This is a genomic window from Fodinicola acaciae, assembly GCF_010993745.1.
GTDB lineage: Bacteria > Actinomycetota > Actinomycetes > Mycobacteriales > HKI-0501 > Fodinicola > Fodinicola acaciae.
The window spans coordinates 2,957,033-2,968,922 of sequence record NZ_WOTN01000001.1 but is presented as its reverse complement, the minus strand read 5'-3'; the positions used below and the strand labels follow the sequence as shown (position 1 = coordinate 2,968,922).

General features: G+C 68.1%; 11 protein-coding genes. 5 read left to right on the top strand and 6 right to left on the bottom strand.

The window, feature by feature from the left end; genetic code table 11:
- Positions 1-65: 65 nt before the first annotated feature.
- Positions 66-1,469, top strand: coding sequence for a DHA2 family efflux MFS transporter permease subunit (locus tag GNX95_RS13995; RefSeq protein WP_163507510.1), 1,404 nt, complete (start codon positions 66-68; stop codon positions 1,467-1,469).
- Positions 1,470-1,905: 436 nt separating this feature from the next.
- On the opposite strand, the gene GNX95_RS43805 is transcribed toward GNX95_RS13995, so the two are convergent.
- Positions 1,906-4,755 (bottom strand): helix-turn-helix transcriptional regulator, encoded by a 2,850-nt coding sequence (locus GNX95_RS43805; RefSeq protein WP_163507509.1) that lies wholly within the window; start codon positions 4,753-4,755, stop codon positions 1,906-1,908.
- A 72-nt stretch (positions 4,756-4,827) separates the two neighbouring features.
- Between GNX95_RS43805 and GNX95_RS13985 the strand changes: the two genes are divergently transcribed.
- The 3 genes from GNX95_RS13985 (at position 4,828) to GNX95_RS13975 (ending at position 8,241) form a co-directional block, all read left to right on the top strand.
- Positions 4,828-5,991 carry an MFS transporter gene (locus tag GNX95_RS13985; protein ID WP_222853565.1) on the top strand — a complete coding sequence of 388 codons (1,164 nt, stop codon included), beginning with the start codon at positions 4,828-4,830 and terminating at the stop codon, positions 5,989-5,991.
- Positions 5,991-7,259, top strand: a complete 1,269-nt coding sequence (locus tag GNX95_RS13980; RefSeq protein WP_246281591.1) for a M20/M25/M40 family metallo-hydrolase — start codon at positions 5,991-5,993, stop codon at positions 7,257-7,259. Before GNX95_RS13985 ends, GNX95_RS13980 begins: the two co-directional genes overlap by 1 nt.
- 130 nt (positions 7,260-7,389) lie before the next feature.
- On the top strand, positions 7,390-8,241 hold the full coding sequence (locus GNX95_RS13975) for an NAD-dependent epimerase/dehydratase family protein (protein WP_163507507.1): 852 nt from the start codon (positions 7,390-7,392) through the stop codon (positions 8,239-8,241).
- A 130-nt stretch (positions 8,242-8,371) separates the two neighbouring features.
- Here the strand turns inward: GNX95_RS13975 and GNX95_RS13970 are convergent, their stop codons facing one another.
- Entirely contained in the window at positions 8,372-9,136 is a 765-nt protein-coding gene (locus GNX95_RS13970) for an HNH endonuclease signature motif containing protein (protein ID WP_163507506.1), read from the bottom strand.
- Positions 9,137-9,163: 27 nt separating this feature from the next.
- Here GNX95_RS13970 and GNX95_RS13965 point away from each other — a divergent pair, with 27 nt between their 5' ends.
- Complete coding sequence (locus GNX95_RS13965) at positions 9,164-9,373, top strand: hypothetical protein (protein WP_163507505.1); 210 nt, start codon at positions 9,164-9,166, stop codon at positions 9,371-9,373.
- A gap of 69 nt (positions 9,374-9,442) precedes the next feature.
- Here GNX95_RS13965 and GNX95_RS13960 read toward each other — a convergent pair whose 3' ends face one another.
- The 4 genes from GNX95_RS13960 to GNX95_RS13945 form a co-directional block, all read right to left on the bottom strand.
- Positions 9,443-10,276 (bottom strand): LLM class flavin-dependent oxidoreductase, encoded by an 834-nt coding sequence (locus GNX95_RS13960; protein WP_163507504.1) that lies wholly within the window; start codon positions 10,274-10,276, stop codon positions 9,443-9,445.
- 241 nt (positions 10,277-10,517) lie between these two features.
- The gene (locus tag GNX95_RS13955; protein ID WP_163507503.1) at positions 10,518-10,973 is read right to left on the bottom strand and encodes a DUF1761 domain-containing protein; all 456 of its coding nucleotides are present in this window, start codon (positions 10,971-10,973) and stop codon (positions 10,518-10,520) included.
- Between the two features lie 4 nt (positions 10,974-10,977).
- On the bottom strand, positions 10,978-11,415 hold the full coding sequence (locus GNX95_RS13950) for a DUF1761 domain-containing protein (RefSeq protein ID WP_163507502.1): 438 nt from the start codon (positions 11,413-11,415) through the stop codon (positions 10,978-10,980).
- Positions 11,412-11,798 (bottom strand): VOC family protein, encoded by a 387-nt coding sequence (locus tag GNX95_RS13945; protein ID WP_163507501.1) that lies wholly within the window; start codon positions 11,796-11,798, stop codon positions 11,412-11,414. Before GNX95_RS13945 ends, GNX95_RS13950 begins: the two co-directional genes overlap by 4 nt.
- Positions 11,799-11,890 lie beyond the last annotated feature (92 nt).

Below are 11,890 nucleotides of genomic sequence, written 5' to 3'. Positions count from 1 at the left end.
TCTAGAATCGAAAAGCAGAACCGAACCGTTCGGTTCGGATTGAGAGAGGTGCCATGAGACCGTCGATGGAACGTCTGGATCCGGGCCTGGTCCGGCTCGCTTTGGTACTCATGTTGGGAAGCGTGGCGATCGGCCTGGACATGACGGTCGTATTGGTCGCGCTGCCGTCGCTGACCACCCAGTTCGGAGCGACCGCGGCGACGATCCAGTGGGTGACGACCGGCTACGTACTGGCGTTGACCGCCGTGGTGCCGTTGTCCGGATGGCTGGTGGGCCGTTTCGGTGCGCGTACGTCGTGGCTCGTGGCGCTCGCGGTCTTCCTTGCCGGCTCACTGCTGTGCGGGCTCGCCTGGTCGATCGACGCCCTGATCGCCTGCCGCGTCGTGCAGGGCCTCGGCGGTGGGCTGTTGATGCCGCTGGTGCGTACGATCCTCGCGCAGGCCGCCGGACCGGCGCGGATGGGACGAGCGATGGTCTTCGTCGCGGTCCCCGGCAGTCTGACACCGACGCTGGGACCGGTACTTGGCGGCGTCGCCGTCGGAACACTCGGATGGCGCTGGGTTTTCGTCCTGCAGGTCCCGTTGTGCCTGATCGCGCTGCTGCTCGCCTGGCGTACGGTCCCGGTCAATCGCGCGACCGTCAGTGGCGTGCGGTTGGACGCCACCGGACTCGCGCTGCTGTCATCGGGCCTGGTCGCGCTTGTCTATGGACTGTCCGACAGCGGCAACAACGGCTTCACCGTCGCCTCGGTCTGCGGTGCGGTCCTCGGGGTTGGTCTGCTGGTCGGATACGCGTGTCATGCCTTGCGTACCACCACTCGGCCCATCATCGACCTGCGGTTGCTGCGCTATCGATCCTTCGCCGCGTCCAGCGCTCTGCTGTTCCTGCTTGGCGGCTCCCTGTTCGGCTCGTTCTTCCTGTTGCCGCTGTACTTCCAACAGGCTCGTGGTGTCGGCACGCTGGAGACCGGTTTCCTACTGGTCCCCCTCGGCCTCGGGATGGCCGTGTCGATGACGTACGCCGGACGCCTGATCGACCGCATCGGCACGGACAAGCCGGTCGTCGTCTGCGGGATGCTGATCACCGCCGCGGGCCTGGCGCCGTACGTGGCCGCCGGCCCGAACCTCAGCCTGTATTTCCTCGCCGGAGCACTGCTGGTCGTCGGCCTCGGTGTCGGCGCCGTCATGCTGGCCGCGATGACAGCCACCTATCGTGGCGTACCCGACCGGCACACGGCCGCCGCGACGAGCGCCAGTCGCATCGCACAGCAGATCGGCCAGGTCATCGGCACCGCGCTGCTCGCGTTCACCCTCCAACGCGGGATCAGCACGGCCGAACAGACCACCGCCTTCCACGTCGCATTCGGCTGCGCGCTCGGACTCAGCGCTCTCGCCTTCATCCCGGCCATGCTTTTCCCGCAAGTGGGGGAAAAGAAGGTCCAGCAGCCGGCCGGCGCCGTACGCCGCTGACGCCTGGCGACTCACCATCCGAAAGGCTCGCGGTTTTCTCCCATCACCTACTTGCGCTCCTCCAGGCCGGTCACTGAGATGACGGTCCAGGTCGTGGTGTCGCATCAAGGATTGCACCAACCATGAGTCCCACAGAAATGCGACGAGTGGACTTCGCGGTGTGCCGGTAGGTGGCGAAAAGGGTCCACTCAATGGGACCCACAGAAGCACTGCGACAGCCCACGCGATCACGACCCAGGACCTGCCATGCGGCTGCGGCACTCCGGCACCGACCCAACAACGCCAGCCTCCTTCGCGGCGATCCTGCTGATGATCAACAAAGCGGGGAACAAAGGAAACCAGTAACGGTCCGATGACGGAAACCGATGTTTCCTTGCCGCTGGCCAGGTATCGAATTCGGCATCTCCCGACTGGACAGACCGCGGGCGAGTGACGGTCATGAGCTGGTTGCGCGGATGTTGTTGTGGTGTCCCCAGGCCGCTGCCTCGAGTCGGGTGGTGAGCGAGAGCTTGGCCAGGATGTGGGATACGTGGACGCCGGCGGTCTTGGTCGAGATGAACAGGTGCTCGCCGATCTGCCGGTTGCTGAACCCGGCGGTGAGCAGCCGCAGGACCTCCAACTCGCGGTCGGTGAGACCCGCCGGGTTGCTCGGCTTGGGGGTGGCGGCGACTGCCAGTCTGGCCCGCTTGGCCAGCCGGTCGATGTCGGCCAGAAGTGGTCGTGCGGCAAGTGTCGTGGCGATCGTCGCCGCCTCGGTCAGGTAGTCGTCTGCCGCGGTCCGGCGGCGGGCCGACAAGGCCGCTCGGGCGGCGGCGGTCAATGTCTCGGCGAGAGTGTAGGGCTGGTCCAGCTCGCGCCAGGCGGCGATGGCTGCCACCCAGGCGTCGTGTCCCGTGAGGTGGGCTGCCACGGTGACGGCGTACGCCTGTTGTAGGCGACCGCTGACCTGCAGTCGACGGCTCCAGTCGGCGAGCGCGTCACGAAGCCGGCGGGTGTGCTGCCGGCGGGTCAGCGCCTGAATGCCGGCGAGCAGCAGCGGCCAGCCATATCGCGGACTTTCGCTCAGATCGTGGGTTGTGGTGGCGTGTTCGATGATCGCCGCGGCGGCTGCGCGGTCATCGTTGGCGTTGGCGAGGCGGCACTCCAGCAGATCCGGTTCCAGGCAGGACTCCACCCCTCTCACCTGGCCGCGCATGGCGGCTCTGGCCTGCTCGGCGATGGCGGCGACCTGCTCGACGCGACCGCGTCGAAGCCCGATGGTCGCCTGGTTGAGGTGCAGGTAGGCGCGATAGAGCGGTGGTGGCGCGAGCGCCAACGCTGCGTGGTTGATACGACTGGCGTCGTCCCATTGGCCGAGAGATAGCAGCGACTCCGTGAGATTCGGTGTCAGCAGGGTCCCTCGGGTGCGAGCCAACCCCAGCTCGTCGGCCAGCGTGATCCCGGTACGCGCGATCCGCGCCGCCGCGGCGTGCTCTCCGGCGGCTTCCAACGCGTCTGAGGCCGTTGCCGCGACCAGCAGGCGCGTGTCGTGCGCACCGGCGTCTTCGGCCGCGGCGGTTGCTCTGGAGAACAACCTGGCGGCCGTGGACAGTTCAGCGTCTCGTGCGGCGAGCGCGCCAAGGGTGAGCAGGGCTTCGGCTTCTGCCTGCCGATCGCTGATCTGCTGCGCGATAGCCAACGCCTGCTTGGCGTGGTCCTGCGCTTCGGCGGACCGACGCTGGTTGCGTTCGACAGTTGCCATCGCCGCCAGCACTCTCGCGCGTACCGGCATCGCCGGCTCCAACCGCAGTGCGTTTCGTAGGTCCGGCAGGGGATCCTCGCCACCGCGATCGGCCAGCTCCGCACGGATGACCAGCATGGACGCCGCACGATCGGGTTGGCGGATCTCGGTGAGCGCCGCGGTGGTCATGGCGAAACCGCCGGCCACCTCGCCGGCGCTCAGCGCGGCCGCGGCGGCCGTCTCCATGACCGTGACCCGGTCGCTCGGCCATGGGTTCGGCCGTGGTCGCGGCAGGTGATGCCACAGCTGAAGGAGCCGGCACAGCATTCGGAACTGTTCGGCATAGGCGTACGCGCGTCGCGCCGACTCCGCCGCGTGCCATGCGGCCTCCGCCGCACGCGCGTGTTCGCCGGCGGCCGACCAGTGGTGCGCGATCGCGGCTGGTGCATCGTGACCGGATGCCAGCCGCGGGTTAGCCGCGATGGCCTCGGCGCAGCGGCGATGCAGGCGAGCGCGCTCACCGGGCAACAGGCTGCCGTACACGGCTTCGCGGATCAGCTCGTGCCTGAACGCGTATCCGTCCTCGACGACCAGGAAGTGGCGCCGGCGTACCAGTGGCCGCAGCGCCGCCTCCAAGGACAGGTCGTCCATGCCCTCCCCAGCGGCGACGGCGGCTAACAGGTCGTGGTGAACCGGGCTGCCCGCCACGGCCGCCGCGCGTACGATCCGCCGGCTCTGTTCGCCAAGCCGGTCGACATCGCCGAGAAGCAGGTGTCCCAGCGATCCGGCGGGTGCCTCGGTCGCCGCGACGAGCGCCTCGATGAACAGCGGATTTCCCTCGCTACGCTGAAAAATCCGGTCGATGGTCGGCGAGTCGGGTGGCTGCCCCAGCAGCTCGCCGACCTGCTGGCCGACCGCGGCTCGATCCAAGCCGGCCAGCGTGATCTGCCGGACTCGTTCGTTGCCGTGCGCGACCGACCACAACGGATGCGCGGCGTCGACCTCGTCGGGTCGGTACGTCCCCAGCAGCAGCAGACCCGGCGTGCTCAGGTTGTCCGCGAGAAAGGTCGACAACTCGCTGGTCGACCGGTCGGCGCGATGCAGGTTCTCCAGCAGGACGAGCAGCGGTCGGTCCGCCGCCCGGTGCTCAAGCAACGTCAACACGTCCTCGTACAACCACGCACGACCCAGCCCCGGATCCAGGTCCGGTCGCGGGTCGGGCTGACCCGCCTCTCGCGCGATTTCCGGCAAGAGCCGCGCGAGGCCGCGGGTGCCGCGTTCGGGCAGCGACGCGGTCGCCTCCGCCACGCCGACCGCGCGTACCAACCGGCGCAGCACCGGGATGAAAGGTTCGTACGGCAGCCGGTCAGGGCCGAAATCACGGCATGCACCCTCGACCACCAGCACCTCGTCGCCGAGATCGCCGATGAACTCGCGTACCAGCCGGGTCTTGCCGATGCCGGCCGGCCCGGCGACCAGGACGACGACAGCCGCTTGGGCCGCGGCAGCGTAGGCGGCCCGCAGTTCGGCGCGCTCGTCTTCGCGTCCGATCAGCCTCGTCGTCACCAGTCGATGATGCATCGCCGGATAGGGACTTTGCCCAATGTGTCGCCGGCGGCGGGATGTGAGGCTATGGAGGTGTCTGAACAGGTTGTGGAACCGGCGAGGCCGCTGCTGCACGTCCGGATGGTGTTGCTGCTGACGATGATCGTCACCGCGATGGCCAGCTTCTACCTGCTGCTGTCGGTGGTGCCGCTGTACGGATCGACGTACGGCACAGGTGTCGCCGGTATGTCGACCGCGACGATGATGCTGGGAACCGTCCTGGTCGAGCTCATCGCTCCGGCCGTACTGAGCCGCCTCGGTCCGCGCACGTCCATCCTGATCGGCGTTGGCCTGCTCGGTGTTCCGGCGCTCGCGCTGACCATCACGCTCGACGGTGTCGCCGGTCTGGTCCTTCTGCTGGTGGTCTGCCTAGCACGGGGAGGTGGGTTGGGGATCGTGGTGGTGGCCGGCGCGGCGCTCGCCGCCGAACTCGCGCCGGCCGGCCGGCGCACCGAAAGCATCGGGCTTTACGGGTTGGCGTCGGCGGTTCCGTCCATCGTGGCGTTGCCACTGGGCCTGTGGGCCGTGCCGCAGATCGGCTACGTGACACTGTTCATCGCCGCCGCGGTGGTGGCCGTACCCGCCCTGTTCGCCGCCGCGGGCCTGCCGTCGACGACCACGACACCCGAACGCCACGCAGGTGTCGCCAGCGCACTGCTGGTCGGCGGCCTGGCCAGGCCGGCGATCGTCTTCGCCGCCACGACGCTGGCCGCCGGCGTGTGCGTCACGTTCCTGCCGTTGGCAGTGCCGGCCGACCAGCGGCACTGGGCCGCTGCCGGCTTGTTTGCCCAGTCGATCGCGACGCCACTGGCGCGTTGGTGGGCCGGCCGGTACGGCGACCGCGTCGGCGCCGGCCGGCTGCTGTGGCCGGCCCTGATCGCATCCGCGGTCGGCATCGCGGCCTTGTGCTGGACCGGTTCACCGGTCGCCGTCATCGCCGGGATGTGCGTCTTCGGGATCGGCTTCGGAGTCGCGCAGAACGTCACCCTGGCCCTGATGTACGAGCGGGTGCCCCGCGAGCAGTACGGCCGGGCGAGCGCGCTGTGGAACCTGGCGTTCGATGGTGGCATGGGGCTAGGTGCGGCCGGTTTTGGCACCGTGGTTGCCTTTTCCGGCTATCCGGGTGCGTTCGCCATCACCGCGGCGGCCGTTTTCGCCGCGCTGTTCCCGGCATTGCTGGACCTACGGAGGAAATGATGTCTGTCGTACGCGACGCGGTGGAACGCCTCGTCCGCATTCCCAGCGTCGACGGCGCCGCGGTCGTGCAATCGGCCCAGCTGACCGCCGACCTGTTCGGCGCCGCCGGCGCGGCCGAGGTCGACATCGTCGCTGCCGGCGGTGCGCCAGCGGTCATCGCGCATTTCCCCGGCCCGCCGGAGAGCCGCAGAGTTTTGTTGTACGCACACCACGACGTGCAACCGGCGGGTGACGGTTGGCGTACACCACCGTTCGTTCCCACCGAGATCGACGGCCGGCTGTACGGAAGAGGCACCGCCGACGACAAGGGTGGCATTGCCGTCCATCTGGCCGCACTACACGCCCACGGTGGACGGCCGCCGGTGACCGTCACCGTTCTCGTCGAAGGCGAGGAGGAAACCGGATCGCCGACACTGCCCCGGCTCCTTCGCGAACACCGCGACCGGCTGGCCGCCGACCTGGTCGTCCTGGCAGACGGCGACAACTGGGAAACCGGTCGACCGGCACTGACCGTCGGACTGCGTGGCCTGGTCGACTGCACAGTCTCGGTCCGTACGCTCGCCGCGAACGTCCACAGCGGAATGTACGGCGGTGTCGCACCGGACGCCGTGACCACGCTGTGCCGGCTGGTGGCAAGCTTTCATGACGACACCGGCCAGATCGCGATCGCCGGACTCAGCCGCGGATCGCTGCCAACGCTGGCGATCAGCGAGGACCGGATCCGCGCCGAGGCCGGAATCCTGCCTGGCATCCGACCAAGCGGACAAGGTCCGATCGCCGACCGACTGTGGAACCAGCCGGCGGTCAGCGTGCTGGACATCGACGCGCCGCCGGCCGGCAACGTCCTGCATGCCAGCGTACGCGCCAAAATCGGGCTGCGAGTGCCACCAGGCGGCAGCGCCGCCGCGGCGTACGCGGCGCTGCGGCGCCACATACTGGAACTCGCACCTGAAGCAGCGCGGATCCACCTCGAGCCGGGGGAATTCATCGAGCCGTACCAGCTCGACACCGCCGGCCCCGGCTACACGGCGGCGCGCACGGCGTTCGCCCAGGCATGGGGAACCCCGCCGGTACAGGTCGGGTCCGGCGGCTCGATCCCACTGGTCGCGCAGTTCGCCAACACGTATCCCGACGCGGAAATCATCGTCACCGGCGTCGCCGACCCGGCCTCCCATCCCCACGGGCCCAACGAAAGCGTCGAGCTCGACGACCTACAGAAGGCAGCCGCGGCCGAAACAGCGCTACTGACCGCGTTCGCCGTCTCCTAGGCACTGGCTGCCGATGGTCCACAGTCGTACGACGGGAACTGGACCACCGCAGTGGTCCGGAATTGGCTCGGTACCTCCGCCCCAAACGGTTTTATCCTGAGCACGTCGTTAACAGGGAGGACCGAGAATTATGCGCATTCTTTTGGCCGGCGCAACCGGTGTTGTCGGCCGTCGCCTGGTGCCGCTTCTGGTCGGCGCCGGCCATCAGGTCACGGGGTTGACCCGCCGACCGGCCGGCGCGCGGCAGCTCGTGGCGGCCGGCGCCCAAGCCGCGGTGGTGAACGTGTACGACCCGGACGCGCTGACAACCACGGTCCGGGCGGCGGCGCCTGAGGTGGTCATGCACCAACTTACGGATCTATCCAGCGGTGACACGAACGCGAACGCGGAAATACGCCGCCGCGGCACCCGAAACCTCGTCGACGCCGCGCTAGCCGCCGGTGTGACGCGAATGGTCGCACAAAGTATTTCGTGGGTGTACGAACCAGGATCAGAGCCGGCAGCCGAAGACACTCCGTTCGATCTTCATGCCGACGAACCACGCAGGACCACCGTTCGCGGCGTCGCCGTCCTGGAGGAGTCCGTGCGGCGGATGCCGGAATGGGTCCTGCTCCGCTACGGCCTGTTCTACGGTCCGGACACCTGGCACGCCGCGGACGGACGGCTGGCGACGCAGGCGCGTACGGGACAGCTGACGGCAACCGGTGATGTGTCGAGTTTCGTTCATGTCGACGACGCGGTGGCCGCCGCGATTGCGGCATTGAATTGGCCGACCGGCCCGGTGAATGTCTGCGACGACGAACCTGCCGCCGCGCTGGACTGGATGCCGGACTTCTGCCGCGCAGTGGGCGCGCCCGAGCCGCGCGCCGAACAGACCCGACAACCATGGGCGCGCGGGGCGGACAACCAGTACGCTCGCAAGAACCTGAACTGGACACCGAAATACCCGACCTGGCGCATTGGATTCAGCCATCTGTCCTGACAACGGGCATGCTGGCGCGGCGATGCGGCAGGTCAGTTCACCGCTGCGGGACCGATCCTCGGCGGCCGGCCCCGCTACTTTCGTTACCGGAATCGATGATCTGGTTGGGATAAGGGCGCACCTGTTCTGTTCAGTTGAACAGGTGGTAGGTATTTCGTAGCGGCTTCTGCTCGAAGTCCACATACTGTGGCGGAATGAATTCCGGTACGCCGTCGACGATCTGGACTTGCCAGTCGCCGTGGTGGATCTGCCGGTGGTGGGCCTCGCAGAGCAGTACGCAATTGTCGATGGAGGTGTCCCCGCCGTCGGCCCAATGGGTCACGTGGTGGGCTTTCGTCCAGCGTACGGGTCGGGTGCAGCCGATCATCGCGCAGCCGCGGTCACGCGCGATCAACGCTTTACGCAGCTCGTCGGTGACCAGCCGTTCGGTGCGGCCGACGTCCAATGCTTCGCTTTGGGTGCCGAGCACCAGGGGCGTGATGTCGCAGTCGCAGGCCAACCGCTGGGCGGCTTCGGGGCTGAGGACGGTGTTTTCGTACGCGCGGACTTGGCCGAGCTTGTCCCTCAGCATCTCCCAGGACAGCGTGATCGTCAGATGCGGACGCTCGCGGCCCTGGATCGGAAGCTTCTCGCTGTCCGCGATCAAATTCAGCGCATCGGCCAACGCATCGCCATTGCGCTCAGCGGCAGAGCGGCGGTCTTTGGTTTTGCCTTTGTCGTCGGTGCGCGGCTTGGCCAGCGGGGACAGGAGTCCCTGCATCAGGCTGCCAGTCTCGGCATCAAGACTGCCCCGAAAGGCGAGCCGACCGTCGGTGCCGGTTCGCAGATACAGCTCTGAATCAGGCGGTGTGGGATCACGTGGCCGCGGTGAAGCAGTTCCTACCGCCGGCGTCATCGCAGACCAACTCGGCAGGTCGCCTCGGTGGCCGGTTCCAAAGGCGAACGCGCATATGCCTGGGCCTGGGGCGGCACCGTCAGCCCTCGCCATTTTCTGCTGATACGCAAGCATCTGGACACCGATGAACTGGCCTACCACTGCTGCTCCGAGCCCGACTCCGCCGACACCATATATCGGCCCAGCGCACAGCTCCGCGAGCAGATCGTCAAGCCGACGCCCGAATCCTTCGTTTGAGCTCGTCATCTCCCCAGATCCGCGCGACCTGACTATAAGCGGGATAGCAGTGTTTGATCGTGGGTTGCGCTAGCTCCCCTCGGAGGCGGGCGGCGGCCCGGCGGTCAGTCGCTCCCGGACCTGCGCCATGCGCTCGGCCGAGTCGTGCGGCATCTCCCACCGGGTCTCCAGCCACCAGGTGCACCCGGCCTCGGCCCAGGGGCGGACCGTGGCAGCGGCTGCGGCCGGGTCACTCGCGGGTGTCTCGCCCTCGGCCACCATGTCGAACCCGGGCCCGGCTCCGTGTTCGGTCAGCCAGGCCCGCACCGCCCGCGCGTCGTCAGGGCCCGCGGACCGGCTGTCCAGCTGGTATTGCGGGATGATCCCGTCGCAGCGCAGCACCCGGCGCATCGATCGAGGCCGCGGCCACGCCCCGATCACCCAGATCGGGACCGGATCCTGGACCGGCCGGGCCGCACGCGCCAGGTCGACCGTGCCTTCCTGATAGACGTAGTGCCGGCCCTGAAAGCTGCGCCCGCCCGCCCACAGCTCGCGGATCAGATCGATGCCCTCATCCATCCGCTCGGCCCGGCCGCGCAGATCGGTGACCTCGCCCATGGTCGGCATGCCCTCGTCCAACGCACCGAGCCCGACGCCCAGGATCGCTCGCCCGCCAGACAGCTGGTCGAGCGTGGCCACCTGGCTGGCCAGCTTCCACGGGCGGCGCCACGGCAGCGGCGTGACCATCGTGCCGAGCCTGATCCGACTGGTACGCGCCGCGACCGCAGCCAACAGCCCCCACGGGTCGACGCCGTAGCCGGTCTCCCACACGAAGACGCCGTCCCAGCCCGCCTCCTCGGCCAGCAACGCCTGCTCCAACTGCTGCGTCGCCGTCCCACCAGGCAACACCGCGGCAAAGCGCACAGCACACCTCCGGAAGTAACCCGCCCTCACTTCGCGCCACGAAGATCTACCACGAGGCACTGACAATCAGCCGTGATACGCAGCCGTCGCTGCCTTCCACGTAGACCGTCATCACCTCGACGGCGATCGGCCGGTGACGGTGGAGATCACGCTCACCCGCGGCCGGACCGGCTGGTCGGCACCGGAGGCGTGATCCCGAGGTCGTGACTGTCGCGCCGCGGCACCCTGTGGCAGGTCGGCGCTAACAGCTTGGTACGGACGGATCGCTGCGTGCCGTTCGGCGCCAGTTGCCGAGGATGACTGCCATGATCAGCGTTGTCATCAGCGCGTCGCCGGTGTGCAGGAAATACAGCCCCAGCGGGTAGTGCTCGTGCAGGACGGAACCGGCGATCGCCATTGCCTGGAATCCCAGCCACACCACCATTGCGACCCGCAACGCGGCCGGGACGGTGGTGGCGCCGGCCCAGCGCAACAGGTACGCCAAGGCGAGAGCCACGATGAGGTTTCGCACGTACTGACCGGCGATCTCACCGGCGCCAGGCGGGCTGGCGCTCCCCGGATCGAGGCCTCGCAGCGAGGCCCAGACGCCGCCCAGCGCGATGTAGTACACGGCGCTGCAGACCAGCGTCACCAGCGCGGCCACACCCGCCGCGAGATAGTTGATCCTGACCGGACCGGCCAGCTGTTGCAGAGTCATGATGTCATCCCTTGTTTTGGCTCAACTGAGCGGAAATAGCTGGCCGGCGCCGCCAGTTGCCGAGGATCAGGGCCATCAGCAGTGTCATGATCAGCGCGTCGCCGGAGTGCAGGAGATAGAGCCCGACCGGATATTGCTCGTGCAGCACGGAGCCGGCGATGGCCATGGCCTGGAAGCCGCCCCACACCACCAGGCCAACTCGCAGCGCGCCGGCCGTGCTGTCGATCCGGGACCATTTCAGCAGGTACGCCAGCGCCAGTGCGATCACCAGATTCTGCAGGCACTGGAGGAAAATCTCGGTGCCGGAAGGCCGGCTGGCGGAGCCGCGCAGCGACAGCCAGACGGCACTGAACGCGACATAGTAAACGGAGCTGGTGACCAATGTGGCAGCAGCGGCCACCAGTACGGCCCAGTAGTTGATTGGTGTCTTCGAGTGGTTCACCGCCGCACCTGCTCGACGATCACGAGCCGGTTGCCGTCGCGGTCGCGGAAGCCGAACATCGGCGGCACGCCATCCCACTGCAGCAGCTCGTCGACGTCGACCCCGTGCTCGACCAGGCCCCGATGCGCGGCTGGAGCGTCGGTCGCGGTGATCCTGATCCCGGTGTCCACGCCGGCCGGCGTGTCCTCGCTGGCTGGTACGAGCGCGATGGTCGTCGCCGACTGAGCCGGGCCGACGGTGATCCACCTGCCGCCGATCTGTCCGAGTGGCACGTCCATGTGCTTCTGGAACCCCAGCACCTCGACGTAGAAGCTCAGCGCGCGCTCCTGGTCGGTGACAGGTACGGCGACCGTGGGGATGGCGGTCAGGTCGAAGTCGGTCATCTTGTCCTCCAAGGGTTGGTAGTTGTTCTCGTCTGGGACGTAGTAGCCGTACGCCGGTTCTCGACATGCCTCGGCAAGGTTGTGGAAAGGTG

Coding starts and splice junctions, on each gene's coding strand:
- GNX95_RS13995 (WP_163507510.1), top strand. CDS start 66: ATGGAACGTCTGGATCCGGGCCTGGTCCGGCTCGCTTTGGTACTCATG.
- GNX95_RS13980 (WP_246281591.1), top strand. CDS start 5,991: ATGTCTGTCGTACGCGACGCGGTGGAACGCCTCGTCCGCATTCCCAGC.
- GNX95_RS13975 (WP_163507507.1), top strand. CDS start 7,390: ATGCGCATTCTTTTGGCCGGCGCAACCGGTGTTGTCGGCCGTCGCCTG.
- GNX95_RS13970 (WP_163507506.1), bottom strand. CDS start 9,136: ATGACGCCGGCGGTAGGAACTGCTTCACCGCGGCCACGTGATCCCACA.
- GNX95_RS13955 (WP_163507503.1), bottom strand. CDS start 10,973: ATGACTCTGCAACAGCTGGCCGGTCCGGTCAGGATCAACTATCTCGCG.
- GNX95_RS13945 (WP_163507501.1), bottom strand. CDS start 11,798: ATGACCGACTTCGACCTGACCGCCATCCCCACGGTCGCCGTACCTGTC.